Origin of the sequence: Burkholderia sp. PAMC 28687 (assembly GCF_001577465.1) — a bacterium.
Taxonomy (GTDB): Bacteria; Pseudomonadota; Gammaproteobacteria; order Burkholderiales; family Burkholderiaceae; genus Caballeronia.
On the sequence record NZ_CP014506.1, the window covers coordinates 304,966 to 321,942 of the forward strand.

18 protein-coding genes and 1 pseudogene are annotated in these 16,977 nt (G+C 59.0%); 14 read left to right on the top strand and 5 right to left on the bottom strand.

Translation table 11 applies throughout. The features are described 5' to 3' along the window. The 4 genes from AX768_RS16745 (at position 1) to AX768_RS16755 (ending at position 3,949) form a co-directional block, all read left to right on the top strand. Positions 1 to 963 (top strand): ParB/RepB/Spo0J family partition protein, encoded by a 963-nt coding sequence (locus AX768_RS16745; RefSeq protein ID WP_062001266.1) that lies wholly within the window; start codon positions 1 to 3, stop codon positions 961 to 963. Between the two features lie 340 nt (positions 964 to 1,303). Next, positions 1,304 to 2,635, top strand: coding sequence for a replication protein O (locus AX768_RS32045; protein ID WP_197672670.1), 1,332 nt, complete (start codon positions 1,304 to 1,306; stop codon positions 2,633 to 2,635). Between the two features lie 418 nt (positions 2,636 to 3,053). Then, positions 3,054 to 3,221: a hypothetical protein gene (locus AX768_RS34470; RefSeq protein WP_442857265.1), complete on the top strand. Its 168-nt coding sequence runs from the start codon at positions 3,054 to 3,056 to the stop codon at positions 3,219 to 3,221. 47 nt (positions 3,222 to 3,268) lie between these two features. After that, positions 3,269 to 3,949 carry a GntR family transcriptional regulator gene (locus AX768_RS16755; protein ID WP_062001268.1) on the top strand — a complete coding sequence of 227 codons (681 nt, stop codon included), beginning with the start codon at positions 3,269 to 3,271 and terminating at the stop codon, positions 3,947 to 3,949. 79 nt (positions 3,950 to 4,028) lie between these two features. On the opposite strand, the gene AX768_RS16760 is transcribed toward AX768_RS16755, so the two are convergent. Beyond that, positions 4,029 to 4,349 carry a DUF4148 domain-containing protein gene (locus AX768_RS16760; RefSeq protein WP_062001269.1) on the bottom strand — a complete coding sequence of 107 codons (321 nt, stop codon included), beginning with the start codon at positions 4,347 to 4,349 and terminating at the stop codon, positions 4,029 to 4,031. A 330-nt stretch (positions 4,350 to 4,679) separates the two neighbouring features. On the opposite strand from AX768_RS16760, the gene AX768_RS16765 reads away from it, so the two are divergent. The 9 genes from AX768_RS16765 to AX768_RS16805 all read left to right on the top strand — a co-directional run bounded on the left by AX768_RS16765 (position 4,680) and on the right by AX768_RS16805 (position 13,001). Continuing rightward, positions 4,680 to 5,462, top strand: coding sequence for a GntR family transcriptional regulator (locus AX768_RS16765; protein WP_236862060.1), 783 nt, complete (start codon positions 4,680 to 4,682; stop codon positions 5,460 to 5,462). Beyond that, positions 5,459 to 6,199 carry an ABC transporter ATP-binding protein gene (locus tag AX768_RS16770; RefSeq protein WP_062001270.1) on the top strand — a complete coding sequence of 247 codons (741 nt, stop codon included), beginning with the start codon at positions 5,459 to 5,461 and terminating at the stop codon, positions 6,197 to 6,199. Before AX768_RS16765 ends, AX768_RS16770 begins: the two co-directional genes overlap by 4 nt. Before the next feature lie 3 nt (positions 6,200 to 6,202). Beyond that, on the top strand, positions 6,203 to 6,976 hold the full coding sequence (locus tag AX768_RS16775; protein ID WP_062001271.1) for an ABC transporter permease: 774 nt from the start codon (positions 6,203 to 6,205) through the stop codon (positions 6,974 to 6,976). A gap of 49 nt (positions 6,977 to 7,025) precedes the next feature. After that, complete coding sequence (locus tag AX768_RS16780) at positions 7,026 to 7,997, top strand: ABC transporter substrate-binding protein (RefSeq protein ID WP_231941495.1); 972 nt, start codon at positions 7,026 to 7,028, stop codon at positions 7,995 to 7,997. Positions 7,998 to 8,036: 39 nt separating this feature from the next. Further along, complete coding sequence (locus AX768_RS16785) at positions 8,037 to 9,041, top strand: quinone oxidoreductase family protein (protein WP_172812005.1); 1,005 nt, start codon at positions 8,037 to 8,039, stop codon at positions 9,039 to 9,041. A gap of 26 nt (positions 9,042 to 9,067) precedes the next feature. Continuing rightward, entirely contained in the window at positions 9,068 to 9,499 is a 432-nt protein-coding gene (locus AX768_RS16790; RefSeq protein WP_062001273.1) for a PaaI family thioesterase, read from the top strand. Then, complete coding sequence (locus tag AX768_RS16795) at positions 9,499 to 10,272, top strand: VOC family protein (RefSeq protein WP_062001274.1); 774 nt, start codon at positions 9,499 to 9,501, stop codon at positions 10,270 to 10,272. The genes AX768_RS16790 and AX768_RS16795 overlap by 1 nt, the downstream gene beginning before the upstream one ends. Further along, on the top strand, positions 10,269 to 11,798 hold the full coding sequence (locus AX768_RS16800) for a class I adenylate-forming enzyme family protein (RefSeq protein ID WP_062001275.1): 1,530 nt from the start codon (positions 10,269 to 10,271) through the stop codon (positions 11,796 to 11,798). Before AX768_RS16795 ends, AX768_RS16800 begins: the two co-directional genes overlap by 4 nt. A gap of 66 nt (positions 11,799 to 11,864) precedes the next feature. Next, complete coding sequence (locus tag AX768_RS16805) at positions 11,865 to 13,001, top strand: hypothetical protein (protein ID WP_062001276.1); 1,137 nt, start codon at positions 11,865 to 11,867, stop codon at positions 12,999 to 13,001. A 15-nt stretch (positions 13,002 to 13,016) separates the two neighbouring features. Here the strand turns inward: AX768_RS16805 and AX768_RS16810 are convergent, their stop codons facing one another. Continuing rightward, positions 13,017 to 14,108 (bottom strand): porin, encoded by a 1,092-nt coding sequence (locus AX768_RS16810; RefSeq protein ID WP_062001277.1) that lies wholly within the window; start codon positions 14,106 to 14,108, stop codon positions 13,017 to 13,019. A gap of 185 nt (positions 14,109 to 14,293) precedes the next feature. Beyond that, positions 14,294 to 14,929: a 2OG-Fe(II) oxygenase gene (locus AX768_RS16815; protein WP_062001278.1), complete on the bottom strand. Its 636-nt coding sequence runs from the start codon at positions 14,927 to 14,929 to the stop codon at positions 14,294 to 14,296. A 121-nt stretch (positions 14,930 to 15,050) separates the two neighbouring features. Between AX768_RS16815 and AX768_RS33705 the strand changes: the two are divergent. Continuing rightward, positions 15,051 to 15,267 (top strand): annotated as a pseudogene (locus tag AX768_RS33705) (LLM class flavin-dependent oxidoreductase); the annotation flags it as partial. Between the two features lie 98 nt (positions 15,268 to 15,365). On the opposite strand, the gene AX768_RS16820 reads toward AX768_RS33705, so the two are convergent. Together AX768_RS16820 and AX768_RS16825 are read right to left on the bottom strand one after the other, a co-directional pair. Next, complete coding sequence (locus AX768_RS16820; protein WP_062001279.1) at positions 15,366 to 15,971, bottom strand: pyridoxamine 5'-phosphate oxidase family protein; 606 nt, start codon at positions 15,969 to 15,971, stop codon at positions 15,366 to 15,368. 49 nt (positions 15,972 to 16,020) lie between these two features. Further along, on the bottom strand, positions 16,021 to 16,803 hold the full coding sequence (locus AX768_RS16825; RefSeq protein ID WP_062001280.1) for a substrate-binding domain-containing protein: 783 nt from the start codon (positions 16,801 to 16,803) through the stop codon (positions 16,021 to 16,023). Positions 16,804 to 16,977: the final 174 nt, after the last annotated feature.

The window sequence follows — 16,977 nt, forward strand, 5'->3', positions numbered from 1 at the left end:
ATGTCTACAGCAGCGAAACAAAAGGCAAAGGCCGCAGGCATCCGTCTCGACGACGACAGCATGGATACACCTTCAGAACCTCTTGCTCCGCGCACTGCGCCGGGACAACTGATCGGGCTGCAAGGTCGCGTGCACAGCCAGCAAGCCGAAATCGAAAAACTGAAACGGGCGCTCGAGCAGCGCGCGCCGGGCAAGCTTCCGCTCGAAAAGCTTCATGAAATCCCAGGTCGTCGACGCCGCCTGACAAGCGCGGAATACGCCGAGCTCAAAGCCAACTTGACGGCGTACCCGCTCGCCCAGCCGATCACGGTTCGTGAGCGGCCGGACGGCGAATACGACATCGTGGCCGGGCATAACCGCGCTGCAGTTTATCGTGAGCTGGGCCGAACGGAAATCGACGGCATCGTGCTCGACATCGACGATTCGATGGTCGAGTACGCCGCATTCTTCTCCAACCTTCTTTCGCCCACGCTATCGGACTTCGAGAAATTCTGGGGCTTTAAATCGCTCCAGGAATCCACCGGAATCACGAAAGAGGAACTGGCGAAAGCAGCGGGCATTAGCGATTCGCACGTCGGTCGGATCATGAAGTTCGACCTCCTGCCCAGCGAAAGCAAGGATTTGCTGGCGACGTGCCCGGAGCGCCTGGGTAGCAACGCTGCGGAACAAATGGCCAAGGCGGTTGCAGAGGGTCGCGAAGACAAGGTGAAAGCGGCAATCGAGCGGTTAGTTAGCGACAACACTTTCACGCAAGCACAGGCAGTTGCCGCAACGAAAGCGGATCGTGCCCCTCGGGATCGTCATGAACCCATGGTGATTCGACGCGGTGCCAGGAAGGTTTGCCAAATTTCCGCCCGCAACGGCGTTGTTGGCGTGTCCTTTTCCGGAAGCGCCGCAGATGAAGCCGATCAATGGGCAGAAAAGATTCGAGTGTTTATTGAAGCAGAACTCGGAAAGCAGTGATCCCTACTAGGGAACTGATTGAAATCAACGAGTTAGCCACAACGAGGGCGAATCCCTAGAGAGTCTGAGCGGGAACTCAGGTTCTCCCTACTAGGGAAGCCTTATTAATCATGGATTTAGCTTAACGATCGAGAGCAATGATGATCTGATCTGAGACACAAAAGACAAAAGCCTTCGGCGGGAACCGAAGGCTTTTGATTTAACCGGGCTTCGCTGTCGCTTGCCCACTGCTGCACTTCTCCGACGGGAATCGGATAAAGGCCCAACACCTCGAAGTGTAGCGGATAGCGATCGGCAGTCAAGCGTTTCTCTTCCATTTTCCAAGAAATGGACGTGTGACATGCTTATCGCGCAACATTCCGTTGCTGGCGAGGGGGTCGTGTGCCCTCTCCCACTTCACAACGATTCCGTCAGTACCGATCAAATCGCGCTGAATGAATTTCTAGCAGGTCAATCAAACCTTCCCTGGGTGGTGTTCCGGGCAGCGCATCGTGCGGCAAATTATCCGACGCTTCCAGCACGAGCACGAGCCGTATTGGCTGCGCTCGCGCGTACCGTCGATGCCAACGACCCCTACGCATCCATATTCGCTCGCCGAGAATTACTCACGGGTCGAGCCATGCAATCAATGCGGACGTTCTACCGGAGTCTGGACGATCTAGAGACAGCGGGCTTGATTGAACGCGCTCCCCAGAAACGCTATGGCACCGCTGGCTTGTTCGGCCGAGCCTATCTTCATTTGACCGAGCGCTCGGCAATGGTCCTGGGATACATCTCCGCGTCCGTTGAAACTGAGTCTGCTGAAGAGCCCGCTGAATCGCAGGATAGCCGTCCCGCTGTACTGGATTCAACGTTTGAGACCCCGTGTGTCAGCGTGGCAGACGGAGCTATATATAAGGATCTATTCCCTAAGAATCAAAAGAGACAACCAGGACGCCTCCCTGCCGACCTCGAACGCCTGCTGAGCTTGGGTTTTCGTCAATTTTTGATTTTCAAACTGATGCGCGAAGCGAAAACGCACGCCAAGTTGCTTTCCGATGTTGTTGAAGCAACCTGGGACCATCTGAAGCAAGCCAAGCGCCCCATAAGTTACTTGCGGGCACTGCTGCGCTCGCCTGTCGACTTCAGTCATCAGATCCGCGCAAAGCATGCGGCCGATGAACGCAAAACGCGCGAAGCCAAGCACGCCGCACAGGTCGAACTCAGCGTTAGTGAATCCGCCGGGAAGACGTTCATCGATAACGAGGAAAGCAAACTCATCGTAGTTTCGAGCGATGCACAATCGATCTCGGTTCACTACCATCGGGAAGTTTCGCCGCGTGTTGCAACCGGCCAGTGGGCCGAATCGTTCGTCGCAGCGATCAGGACGAACACGCTGAAAGAAGCGACCTTCGAGCAGATTAAAGATTTCCAGCGAAATCGGCCGAATGCCGTAATCCGACCCGTGGATGCGCAAACCGAAGCAACCGCAGAAGCGCAAGCGCGCACTCGAACCGCTGATATCGGCGACCGACTCAACGAAATGAAACGTACACTCAGGGCCGCGTGCGCCGGTGTCTCTCGTGCTGCCAAGGGCGGATTTCCCGACGACGATCGATCACTGAATCGCGCCGGTAAGCCGAAAGGGTATGGTGTTCAAGCGGTCGTTAGACCGACGCCGACACCAGTTTGAAATTGTCGACTTCAAGACTGCCGCCAGCGTGGATAGATTTAGGTCATCTCGCCATGAACCCCTCTCGGGGTCGATGGCATGGCTTAAAAACGAAAGTGAATCGATTAATGACGAACAGCCAAAAACAGAAGATTAGTAACTAAGGAACTCAACAAGGTTTCTCTTCCATGGATCCGCCAAAGAGCGCGAGAAGCACCTTTAGAAAGTCAACTGCACAAGAAAAGCCTCGTCGATCAATGACAGCCCCAACCAACGCCAACTTGACTGATTGTATGACAGTCATACAATGATCATTATTAGATAATGATGTTTCGAGTACTGGCGGTCATCACGTCAAACCGCCTGACCAGCAGAGGAGCGAAGCGATGGAGACGACGTGAATCGCCCGCAACGTATCGGGTTTATAGGACTGCGCATGATGGGCAGTCCCCTTGGCGAATGTTTATCGAAGGCGGGTTACGAGCTTTTCGTGGCCGACGCTGACGTGAACCGGGTCACTGGAATATCGGGCAGAAGTGGGATGATTTTTCTTACTTCGCTCGGACGGTGTTTCAACATTGGCTTTTTACACGGTTTTAAGGGATGAAGATCGAGTATGGTGCGCGATGAACTTTGTCAGACGGAAAGACAATAATGTCGGTCGATATAGGTTTGGTGCGACCGGAAACGTTGCGTCACCAGGTGGAAAACGTGATTCGACAGGCCATCGTGTCTGGGCGTTTTGCACCGGGCGCGCGGCTGATCGAACGCGAGTTGTGCGAAACGCTGGGCGTGAGTCGAACGTCAGTCCGGGAGGCGTTGCGACGGCTCGAAGCGGAGAAGCTTGTGCTCAGCGTGCCGCACAAAGGGCCTGTTGTCGCGATCATGTCGAAGCAGGAAGCGACGGAGCTTTACGCTATTCGCGGGTTGCTGGAAGGTTTTGCCGCGCGGGAATTTGCGCGCATTGCGGACGATGCCGCGATTGTTCGGTTTGGCGAGAAAGCCAAGGCGTTGCGCGTGCAGGCGCTGGCTCAGGACCGGGCCGGCGCGCTCAAGGCGAAGACCGAACTCTACGATGTGCTGCTGGACAATTGCGGCAATGGCCTCGTGAAGGAAATCCTCACGACTCTCTATTCGCGCGTGAATCTCTTGCGCGCAACATCACTGATGCACCCCGACCGTTTGCCGACCAGCCTGCGCGAAATCGATGAATTGTTCAAAGCTTTGAAAGCGCGCGATGCAAGCGCGGCGGAAGCTGCGGCGCGTTTGCATGTGTCGAATGCGGAAAAAGCTGCAATGCGCATGCTCGATGAGGCGGACGGCGAAGCCGAATAGCGTCCTGGCTGTATCAGAGAAAGGGGCCGTTTGCTCGAGAGCAAACGGCCCCTTGTCACGCGCGGACAACTGATACGGCTCAATGACCGAAGTAGATCGTGTGATTGCTGTCCGACGGGCCCGTCTGCGCGCGGATGCCAGATGCTGACGTGCCGCTCATGGACGGACCGTAAGACGTCGCTGCTACACCACGCTCGTCCTGTACGCGCTGCTCGGCGGCTTGCGTCTTGGCAGGATATGTCGTGCGGTCCTCGGCGGGGGTGTAACCCGCCTGTTCCATTTGCTGCAGATCGCTTTTTACGGCTGAGCGTGTGACTTGTGTGTTGTCCTGAGCAAATGCCAATGCCGGCGCAGCCAGCGCGGATGCAATTACAACTGCAGGAATGAGTGACTTGAACATGATCGACCTCCTTTAAATGTTGTTGTAGAGGTATATGCAAACAGCAGGCCAGCTCAGCACTCGCTTAAATGCCTTAAATGATTTAAGCAAAAAAGGGCAACATTTGCAGCCTGGCAAAGCCCTTTGGCGGGTCTCTGTTGCGGGTCTGGCAACGCTACGATCTGTCTGACAAACCCATTAGCGTCGCGAATTACACGCTCACTGCAAACCTTGGCAGCTTCCTGAGCTTCCCACGATATATCCATGCTCGACATCTTTATTTCGATAACTTGTTTTTGAAAATGGCTGCAAGCGCCTACGATGACTTCATGAACGCATCAATCCGATACTGTGAGCAGCTCACATCCGACGGTCATGATCCTCGACAATCCCAACACTCGCGCATCCATTCCGCTCGCTACGCCTGAATCCGCCACGCCCATCGCCCGCGGTGATGACGCGTACGAACGAATCCGCCGCGACGTGCTTTCCTGCAAGCTCATGCCTGGTTCGACGGTCACCGAGAGCCAGTTGATGAGTGAGTACGAGATCGGCAAGACGAGCTGCCGTATTGCCCTGGTGCGCCTTGCACATGAAGGATTCGTGCGCTCGCTGCCGCGGCAGGGATACCGCATCGCGCCGATCACCCTGAAAGATGTGGAAGAAGTGTTTGCGCTACGTGTTCAACTCGAGCCGCTGGCTGCGCGTCTCGCATGTGGCCGAGTGGATGTGGAACTGCTGAGACGCCTGGAAGCTGCGTGTCGCGTGCCACATCCGGAGCGTGCGCTGTCCGCGCAGATCGATGTGTTCCTCGACGCCAACCGCGAGTTTCATCTGGCCATCGCAGCGGCAAGCGGCAACGAACGCCTGCATCGGACGCTGGCAAGCCTGCTTGATGAAATGTCGCGTCTCGTGGCCTTGGGTTTTGGCGTTCAGGGTACGAAGCCCGAAATCAAACACGATCACAACGCGATGATCGACGCGTTTGTCGCCGGCGATGAACGCCGCGCCGAGACGATTGCGCGCCGTCACATCGAGACGTTCCAGAGCATGACAATGGAGAAGGTGTACGCAAGCCTCTCGAGCGCGGGCGCATCTCTGCCGCTCTACACGGTCGCGGAGTTACGCCGATGAGCGCTGCGATTTCCCTTCGCGGCGTAGGCAAGCATTTTGGTTCGCTGCAAGTACTGGATGGCGTTTCCTTCGATGTCGCCCGGAGCGAGATCGTCGCGTTGCTCGGCACGTCAGGTTGCGGCAAGAGTACGCTGCTCAACATCATTGCAGGATTGATAGAGCCGGGCGCGGGCGACTTACGAATAGACGGTAAGGAAACCGAAGGAACCAGGGATCGCCACGCGCTTTCCTACATGTTCCAGGAAGACCGCTTGTTGCCGTGGCGCACGGCACGCGCAAACGCTGAGTTCGGGCTGGAGGCCGCGGTCCCGGCCATCCCCGCGCACGAACGCCACGCGCGTGCGAGCGCGGTGCTCGATCTCGTCGGCCTGCAAGGTTTTGCCGACGCCCATCCGCATCAGCTATCGGGCGGCATGCGCAGTCGTGTCGCATTGGCCCGCAGTCTGGTCACCGGTCCGCGCATCCTGTTGATGGACGAACCGTTTTCCAAGCTCGATCCGCACATGCGCACGCAGATGCATGAAGAATTGCTGCGCATTCACGCGATGCAAAACATGACCGTGCTCTTCGTCACGCACGACGTGGAGGAAGCGATCGTCCTTGCGGACCGTGTAGTGGTGCTCGCGCCGCGTCCGGGACGCGTGCGCGAGATCGTCAGCGTCGACTTGCCGCGTCCGCGCAGCGCGACTGACCCCGCCGTCGCCGAAGCGATCCGCCAATTGCGTCTCTTGATCTGACCTATGTCCACTGTCCCACGGAGTTCGTTCGCCTCGACTGTTGTGCAACGCGTTGCGCTTGTCATGCTGCTGCTAGCCGCCTGGTGGCTCGCGTCGCTGCGCATGCCGCAATTCGTGCTGCCCGGGCCGCAGAGAGTCGCTCACGCGTTTGTTGCGCTCGTGCAAAGCGGTACTTTCTTCGATGACCTCGGCATTACGCTGTACCGGGTCGTCGGGGGATTCCTGCTGGCGGCGATCGTGGGCGCACCGCTTGGCATTGCGCTCGGATCGAATCCGCGCATCGCGCATTTTCTCGAGCCGCTGCTATCGATCGTGAATACGGTTTCATCGGCGATATGGGCCGTGTTCGCAATCATCTGGTTCGGCATCTCGAATGCGACCACCATCTTCGTTGTGTTCATGACCGCCATGCCGCTGATCCTGACCAATGTATGGCAAGGCGCGCTGACCGTGGATGGCAACCTCGTCGAACTGGCCCGCAGCTTTCGCATGTCGCAGACGCAGATCATGCGCAAGATCTTTCTGCCGACCATCCTGCCGCATTTCTTCGCCGGCGCGCGTCTTGCGTTTGGTTTTGGCTGGCGCGTGTCGCTGGTCGCAGAGACCATCGGGTCATCGAACGGGATTGGATATCGCTTGCGGCAAGCAGCGGATCTCGTGCAGACGGACCAGGTTTTCGCATGGACCGTGACGCTCGTTGTCTTGATGCTCGCACTCGAAGCCGGGGTGCTGAAGCCGCTCGAGCGCCGCCTGTTTCGATGGAAAAAGACCGACTGAACCAACGGGGATCGAGAAGATGAAATGTTTTGATTTATTCAGGAGAGCGGTGCTTTCCGCAGTCATCGCTGGAGGCACGACATTGGGTGCTGTGCAGGCGGCGCACGCGGAACCCATGCGCATAGGCTACTGGACGAGCGGCGTAAGCCTCGGTTTCGGCGCGGTCCTGGAAGCGCAGAAGTTCCTGCAGCAACGTGGTCTGGACGTGACATTCGTCCATTTCTCAGATGTCAACGCGCCCAATCGCGCACTGGCCGCGAATGCGATCGACTTTGCTTTCGCCGCGCCGGCATCGGCTGTCTTCAGCACCGCTGCTGAGGGCGTGCCGCTCAAGATCGTGCTCGCGACACAACCCGCCGACGTCGAATTCGTCGCGCCCGAAGATTCGCCCATCAAGTCGCTCGCCGACTTGCGCGGCAAGAAAGTCGGCATGTCGCCGCCGGGCAGTTCGGTTGCATCGATAGCAACCGCCGTCCTTCAGGGCAACAACGGCATCAAGCCGACTGATTTTTCGATCGTGCCTGGAAACGAAGGGCGCCTCGCGCAGTTCCTCGTGCAAAAACAAGTCGATGCCGCTGCGTTGCGCTCCGTGACCATCGCGCAATTGAAGGAGCTGAAGGTGAAGCGCCTGGGCAGTTTTGGGGGCGAATGGAAGAAGCTCACGAAGTCCGACGCGACACCGTATATCGGCGTTAGCGCGATCCGTGCGGACTATCTCAAACAGCATCCGCAGGACGTGGCAAAGCTGATTGCCGGCATGCGCACTGCGTTGCAATGGGGCGCGGCGCATCAGGGCGATGTCGCCGCGATCCTGCAGAAGAGCGCGAACTTGCCGGCCGAGGACGCACAAGCGTACGCGGCGCGCTGGTCGGACATCAATCGTGTGACCTTCGAGCCTATCGATCTGGAAACGCTCAAACGCGAGCATCAGATCTTCGTGGACGGTGGCGTGATCAAAGGCGCGCTGCCCGCCGATCTCTTCGACACCGCGCCCTACGCCGCATCGAAATCAATTCAGTAACGTGGAGAAGACACTGTGACAACTGCAATTCAATCGACCATGAAAGCGCTTGTGTTGAACGAGCATGGCGATCTCGATCAACTGCATGTCATCACCGACAAACCGGTGCCGAAAGCCACGCCCGGGCATGTGGTGATCCGCGTGCGCGCATCGTCGTTCAATTATCACGATGTATTCACCGTGAAGGGCATGCCCGGAATCAAGGTGCCGTTTCCGGTCGTGATCGGCCTGGATATGGCCGGCGACATTGCGGAAGTGGGCGAGGGCGTCGATGGCTGGAAGCCGGGGGATCGCGTGCTCGTGAACCCGTTGTATCCCGAGAAAGGCCTGATGGGCGAGATGCTCGATGGCGGCATGGCGCAATACTGCCTCGTGTCGGTCGGCCAGTTGATTGCGTTGCCCGACGCCGTCAGCTACGACGCCGCGTCTGCGTTGCCGGTCGCATATGGCACGGCGCACCGCATGCTGGTTACGCACAAGACCGTGAAAGCCGGCGACCGGGTGCTGATCCTCGGCGCGAGCGGCGGCGTGGGTACGGCCTGCATCCTGATCGCGAAGCAACTGGGCGCAGAAGTGATTGCGTGCGCGGGCAGCGACGAAAAATGCGAGCAGCTAAAAGCGCTCGGCGCCGATCAAACGGTGAACTACAAGACTACGGACTTCTCGAAGTGGGCCATCGGACAGTACGGCAAACCGCAGCGGCGGACCTATGACGGTGGTGTCGACGTAGTGGTGAACTTCACCGGCGGCGACACATGGGTGCCATCGCTCAAATGCCTGAAGCGCGGCGGCACGTTGCTCGTATGCGGTGCAACGGCCGGACATGCGCCGGCAGAAGACCTGCGATACATCTGGAGCTTCGAGCTGAAGATTATCGGCTCGAACAGTTTCTACGATGAAAACCTGCGCGCGCTACTCGACCAGATCGCCACGGGCGAGCTCGTGCCGGCCATTGACCGGATCTTGCCGCTGGAAGAAGCCGCCGAGGGCTTGCGGCTCATTCGCGACCGCGAAGTGTTGGGCAAGGTCGTCGTCAATCCGTGAACTTAAAGTTGAGTCGAGAGGACATCATGAGCGAAACAACATTGCCGAGTGCGCAGGAAATCGAGGCGCGCCTTCGGCGTGGCCCGTTCCACGAATGGCTTGGGCTGAAAGTGGTATCCGTCGGTGAAGGCGAGATCGAATTGACCGCCACATGGCGCGAAGAATGGGTCGTGAACCCCGACAAGGGTTATACGCACGGCGGCATTCTCGCGGCGCTCGTGGATCTGGCGGCGGACTGGGCGCTGGTGTCGAAGACAGGGCGCGGCGTGCCGACCATCGATTTGCGCGTGGACTATCACCGTGCCGCGTTCAAGGGCGATCTGACGGTGAAGGGCAAGGTGATCAAGTTTGGATCGCAAGTGTCTGTTGCCGAGGCGCAAGTCTTCGACAAGGACGGCAAGCTGGTCGCGAGCGGACGCGGGGCATATTCAACGGTGACGGCATCGCCGGCAACGTGATGCTTGCGCTCGATCACCTGGTCATCAACACGCGCTTCGATACCGACGCCGCTCAAACTGTCTTCGAGCAACTCGGCTTCACGGTCGCGCCGCGCGGATATCACACGCTCGGATCGATCAACCATGCGATCGTATTCGGCGATCACTATCTCGAACTGATCGGGTTGCCCGCCGACGGCAAGACCGTGCGCGAGGAAATCCTCAACAGTCCACTAGGCGCAGACGGTCTCGTGTTTCGTACGGATGATCCCGCCGCGACTTTCGCGAGCTTGCAACAGGCGGGCTTCGAGGCCACTGCGCCGCAGACGTTCTCAAGGCCGGTCGAGTGTCTTGGCGATGCACGATTTACTACGGTGCGCCTGAAGCCCGGCCAACTCGATGGCGGCCGCGTCTACTTTTGTCAGCACCTGACCCCCGAGTTCGTGTTTCGCGATGAATGGCAGCATCATCCGAACGGTGCAACGAGCCTGAGTGCACTGCATCTGACCGATGCAGCGCCCGAACCCTATGTGCAGCTTGGCGAAATCGCGGCGGGCTTCGAACTGGTGTACTGGACGCGCAAGACTTTCGACGAGCATTTCGGCGCAATGGCCTCGCACATCGGGTCGCGTGGGCCACATGGCCCACGTTATGCGGGGATCACCGTGCGTACGCCGACGTGGCAATCCTTGGAACAGAAAGCGAAAACGGCCGGGCTGCCCGTTCAGGTTGACGCGGACCGCGTGCTCGTTGCATTACCCCGCTTCGATACCTTGCTGGAATTCAAGCCATGACGTTCCCCACCAATCTTGGTGCCTTGATTGCCCATGACGATGAAAACAGGGACGCCGTCGCTATCATCGGCCTTGACGAAGCATTCAACGCGGATGAATACACGTTCGCGGAACTCGATGCCATCGCAGACGCCGTCGCGCATACGCTTCGCCGCCACTACGCGCGCGGCGAGCGCATTGCGGTCCTCGGGGCGAACTCTGCCGAATTTATCGCGACCATGCTCGGCATCATGCGCGCGGGTCTTGTCGCCGTGCCGGTCAACTACAAGTTTCCGCGGGCGTTGATCGCAGAAGTCATTGCCGACAGCGGCGCACGCCTTGTATTCAGTGATCCGAAACGTTTTTCTGAGGCACCAGAGTTGTTGCCGCGCGTCGTATTCAAACACCCGGATGATGCGCACGGTTTCGATGCGTTCATCGCTGAGGCAAAGACTCATGACGGTCCGTTCGAGCCGATTGTCCCGCACGAAAACGAAGCTGCGCTGTTCCTCTACACCTCGGGTTCGACAGGCAGGCCGAAGGGCGTTGTGCTTTCGCACGCAAGCCATCTCTGGGTCGTCGAGACGCGCCTGAAAGCACAACCCCTGAAGAACGAACGCGTATTGATCGCCGCGCCGCTTTATCACATGAACGCGCTTGCGCTCGCGTTTCTTGCGCTCGCCGCCCGCGCCACGACCGTGCTGATGCCGGCCTTCAACGCGCGCAATTACATTCGTGCTATCGATACGTATCGATGCACCTGGCTCACCTCCGTCCCGCCGATGATCGCGATGATGCTGCAGGAGCGCGATCTCCTTTCGCAGACGGATTTGTCGTCGGTGCGTTACGTGCGCATGGGTTCGGCGCCCGTCAGCGGCGCGCTGCTCGATCAGATCCATGCCTTGCTGCCGAACGCGAAAGTGATCAACGCATACGGTACGACTGAAGGTGGTCCGGTTGTATTCGGCCCGCATCCAAACGGTTTACCGACACCGCCGCTGGCCATAGGCGTGTCGCATCCGCTGGTGCAGCTTCGCTTGATCGATACAAACGGGCAGCCTGCCGACGAAGGCGAACTCGAGATGCGCAGCCCCGGACTCATGAACGGATATCACAATCGTGCAGACCTTGCGCCGCCGATCACACCGGATGGCTTTTATCGCACGGGCGACGTGTTTCGCCGCGATGAAAACGGCTTCTACACGTTCATCGGACGACGCGACGACATGTTCGTTTCGGGTGGCGAAAACATATTCCCCGGTGACGTCGAGAAGATGCTGGAGCGGCATCCGCTGATCCAGCAGGCGAGCGTGATTCCTGTTGAGGACGCCATCAAGGGCACCAAACCGGTTGCGTTTATCGTGCGCAAACCAGGTGCGCAATTGAGCGCCGAGGCGGTGAAGAAGTTTGCGCTCGAGCACGCGCCGGCGTACCAGCATCCGCGGCAAGTATGGTTCGTCGACGCGTTTCCGCTGGCCTCCACGAACAAGATCGACCGGGCGGCGCTCAAGCGCGACGCGGCGAAGCGGCTGGCGAAGGAACTCTAGGAAAGGGTCTATCAAATTATATCATTGACTTTGATATATTTAAAATTTGATGATATAGTTTGAAATATGAAACCCGATCAGTGGCACTTTTCTCGTCCCGAACTCGCAGCGGGTTATCTCGGCCTGTTTGGACTCGGGTTGTCCTCCGCACGGACCTTGTTTGCCCGCCGTCGGATGGGGAAGACGGAATTCCTGATCAAGGATCTGATTCCCGCGGCGAAGCAGGCGGGTTATCTGACTGCGTATGTGAACCTTTGGGACGACGACGAGGAACCGGCTGGCGCTTTGGTCGGCGCGCTGTATGGCGCTATCGAGCCGAACTGGTGGGCAAAGCTGGCGCGCAAGGCCAATAGTCCCGTCAGGAAGCTGAAGGCGAGTGGCAAGATTCCGGTGTTTGGAGAAGCGTCGGTCGAGGCTGAAATGACGGCTGACGACAAGAAGTTCGTCGGCTCGTTGCTATCTGATGCGCTGAAGGCGTTCGACTCCCAGACAAAGCCGCTGCTTCTGATCATCGATGAAGCTCAGGTTCTCGCCGCTGCGGCGCATTCGAACTTCGCGCATGCGTTGCGTGCGGGGCTCGACGTTCGCAAGGATCGGCTCAAGGTAATCTTTGCAGGCAGTTCGGAGTCGACGCTTCGAACCATGTTCGGTCGCTCATCCGAACCGTTTTTCAACTGGGCGCCGCTCGAGCCGTTTCCGTTGCTCGGACGTGATTTCATCCAGTTCATGGTGAAGAAGGTGAATACGATCACCAAGCATCAACTATCGATGAAACACGCGGTCGCGGCCTTCGACCAGCTCAATAACACGCCTGAATTTTTCCGCCGCTTTCTCGAGCGGCATCTGACGTATCCGTTTGATGGCCCCGAAGCTGCGCTGGAGTTCACGAAGGAACATGTGTTCAACAGCGATCAGTTCAGGCGTCAATGGACCGGTTTGCTGCCGGCCGACCGGGCGTTGCTCGGCATGATGGCGGATGGCAAGGTCTCTGATTTTCATGGTCAGGCGGCGCGCGAACAACTCGCCGCCTCGCTCGGACTGCCTGAAGCGCCGCCCGTCAACATGCCTGCGCATTCGCTGCGCCGGCTGCAGGCGGACAATATCGTGACCAAGCTGGCGCACGGTGAATATCGGTTCGAAGACGAGGCGTTTGCGCAGTGGATCCGCGAGCATGGCGCGCTAAATGGCGAGGGGTCGAGCTGACCCCCGCCGCATCCCTCAAAACGAGTGGTTAATCCCCACATAAACCCCGGACTGATTGCCACCCGGCGTGGGGTTATCGGAACTCGTCTGGCTGTTCGCTTCCAGCGAAAAATTCGCGCCGTTGCTGTTGCGCACGGTTGCTGCCGTTGTATACAGGAAGGTGCGCTTCGAAAAGTTGTACGTCGTGCCGATTTCGAACATGGTCGCGCGTCCGCCGCCCTGCAATGCATCGCCGTTGGTGTTGATATGGAACACGGCGGCGGTCGTCGCGAACACCGGTGTCCATTGATACGTGACACCGCCCCATTCGTGATCGCCCGAAGTCGGGGCGCCCGCAATGGTGGCGTCCGCATGCATGTGCGTGTAGGCGGCCTGCAGTTTGAACTTGCCTACATACGCGTTGATCATCGCGATGTATTCCCGCGAATACAGGAACAGGTCGGAGAACCGGCCATTCGCGTCGCGCATTTCGTCGAAGATGCCGCGGATCTGGAAGTACTGCCGCGTGTAGGTGAGCTGAATGCCGTCGGATCGGCCGTAGTCGGCAAAGGTGCCGTCGGCGTTCTTTTGTCCCTGATTGAAACTGGTGGTGTTGCCAAGCGAGTATTGGCCGAGAACGTCAATGCCATACCAGTTCGGCGATTGATACTGGATGTTGTTGCTGGTCTTGTTCCAGTTGCGGCTGCGTACGAGTGATGCCGACGACCATGCTTGCTGCACAAACGGATCGAAGTCCCACACGCCATTCGATATGGCGAGCATGCGGCCGAGTGTGAACGTGCCGTAGGTATCGTTGGCAATCCCTACGAACGCGTAACGTTGGTATAAGCGGCCGTTGGTGTCGCCGGCGGTGCCGTCGCTGGTATCGATGCCGGATTCCAGCTTGAAGATGGCCTTGTTGCCGCCGCCGAGGTCTTCCGATCCCTTCAGGCCGAACAGGCCCGTGCCCCATTCGCCGCTTGCAAGCCGCCAGCGGCTATGACCGCCGACGTTGCTCATGTACTCCACGCCGTTATCAATACGACCGTACAGCGTGACGCTCGATTGCGCTTGTGCGCCGCTAACACTGGCGCACCCGACAGCGGCTGCGATCCACAGTTTTTTCATCGTCTCCTCCGAAGTACGGAAGCGATCGCCTGCTATGAATCACTTTGTAGTGACCGCTTCAATTCGACGGAAGGATACACGCGCTCGCCGAAGCTTGCATTTTCGACCCCGCTGAATGCGCGGGATGCTTTCCCGGCGGCGCAAAAGGCTTATCGTAAGCTTCGGGCAGCTTGCCGTGGAGGAAATTACGCGCGGCGTCGAAACCAGCCTGTAAGGGATAACCTGTCGCGCGTCGCGGGCAATACTTCGTGCAGCATGTCAGCGGACAAGAACACCGCGATCCGGCCCGCGACGGGCACGATATCGCAGGTGCCCGAACCTTCCGGATGCAGCCGCAATGCGCCGCCGTGCTCGGGCAGCCAGTCCGCATTCAGATAGACCACGACCGATATGACACGGCTGTCGTCATCGCGGAAACGGTCGCGATGCGGCTTGTACGATGCACCCGGCGGGTAGAACGCGAAGTGGCTTTCGTATTCGTCGAGCCCGAGGAAGAACTCGCGATTCAGCGCGATGCGCAGCGTCTCCATGATCGCCAGATACTGGTCGCAGGCGTCGGACTGCCCCGCCTGCAGCCATCGGATCTGGTCGCCGCGGACATCGGGTTGGAGCGACTTTGCCGTGCCATGGCCCACACCCGCACGCGTCAGGGACCCCGCCGCCGCAAGCGCGGCGCATTCCTGCGCGAGTGCGACCGTGAGGTCCGGTGGCAAAAAGAAGTCCTGCTCTGACCAGCCATGTCGATGAACGGCATCGACGATATTTCGATGCAAGTCATCAACGGGCGCGTCAGAAAGCGCCGTGAAGTGCGATCGGGTCACTGCGTGTTCCTTCAAAACGAAGGTGCGGGAGGAAAGTCGGACGTCGTGTCCGGGGCGGGATGGGACTTGAATCCGGGCGAAGGATATTAACACCGCGGCCTTGGTTCCCAACAAGCAATGCCTGACCAGCCGCATCGAGATCATTACGGCGATCAAGCCGTAGCTCTATCACCCGGTCGTATTGGCGAAATGGCGCTGCAGATCGAGGAGATCCGCGGCGGCCGTTTGCGCTCAACCTGGTGAACGCGTGGAACCGGCCGGAACGGGCCAAGGCGGGCATCGGCTTCGCTGAACATGATGAGCGCTACGCCTACGGACACGAGTGGATCAGCGTGGTGGTGCGCTTTTGCGCGCTATCCTGAAGCAGAACAGCGATCCGAAAACGGTCATGCACCCGACCTTCAGCAAATTCGCGTTTGCGTGAGCTCACGGCCGATTAATAGAGGTCCGTTTTAAGGCGAGCGGGCAGGGCGCGGTCATAGGCATCGGCGTCGAAGGTGCTGTCGCTCACGTTCTTGAGCATCGCGCCGGCGCTCGGCAAACTCGCGCGGTCCACGTGCTTTTCCGCGTTCCACAAGTCGGACCGCACGACCGCCTTCGAGCAATGGAAATACACGGATTCCACGTGCACCAGGATTACCGTGCGCGGCGGTTTGCCGTTCACGCTGAATGACGCGAGCAGGTCGGTATCGTCCGCAATCGATGCCCGGCCGTTCACGCGCATCATTTCTCCCGCGCCCGGAACCAGGAACAGCAGCGCGATGCGCGGGTCTTGCACGAGGTTCCTGAGGGTATCGATGCGGTTATTGCCCGGGCGGTCGGGAATGGCGAGCGTGTGGGCGTCGAGAATGCGCACGAACCCCATGGCGTCGCCTTTGGGCGAACAATCGAGTCCGTCTTCTCCCGCCGACGCCAGCATCACAAAGGGCGACGCAAGAATGAACGCGGCGTAGTCCTCGCTGATGTACGAGATCTCCTTGCGCACCGACCGCTCGTTCGCTTTTCCGTAGACGCTTTCCAGTTCTTCGACGTTCGTCAGCATGGCCGTGTCCTTGAATGCTTACCCCGTAGAGTATCATCCGCGTGCGACATCAATGCGACGCCACCGGATCGAGCCCCGTCTGCTTCACGACAGGCAACGCGGCAGGCGATGCCAGATACTGCAGCAGCGCCCGGGCCTCCACCGGATGCTGTGAACCCGCCGGTATGCCGGCCGCGAAGCGCGTCACCGATTGCACCGAATCGGGAATCTTGCCGACGAACGTGACGCCCGGCACGGGCAACAACTCGCTCACTTGCTGGAAGCCAATTTCATAGTCGCCTGTCGCGACCACCGACGCCACCGGAATCTTCGGCACCATGGTCGCTTTCGGACGGACCTGATCCTCTATCCCAAGGCGCTTGAACAACTCGTTCTGTACGTACACGCCGCTTGCGCTATCGGAGTAGGCGACGGACTTTGCGTGCAGCAGCGTTGCCTTCAATGCGTCAATCGTGCCGATGTCGGGCTTCGGCGCACCCGCGCGCACGACCATGCCGATTGCCGAATCGGCGAGTTCGACGCGGGAACCGGGGATCACCTTGCCTTGCTTGATCAGATCGTCGAGCGCATAGCCGACCATGATGACGACATCGGCAGGTTCACCCCGGGCAAGGCGGTTAGGGATCGCTTCGGGGGCTTTGCCCATCGACGGGCCGAGCGCCGTGTCGAGTGTATTGCCGCTTGCCGCGCTGAATTGCGGGCCGAGGATCTTGTAGGCGGCGGTGAAGCCGCCCGAGCTCATCACATGCAGCTCGGCGGCCTGGACAACGGTCGCGGCCGTTGCAGCGGCGATGAATGTGTACGCGGACAGCTTCAGCAAGAACGATTTCATGGAAGTCATTGGCGGTTGAGAAGGCCGCGAAAGTTTAATCGCCACGAGCCGGCAGGTCGCTAGGGAACAGCCCGGAAGGGCCCGTATTGAACCAAGGCTTCAGCTCAGGCTGAGCTTTCGCACAAACTGTTAAATAGTGAAAACTCTGCATAAACAGAGACTGAACAGCGGTAG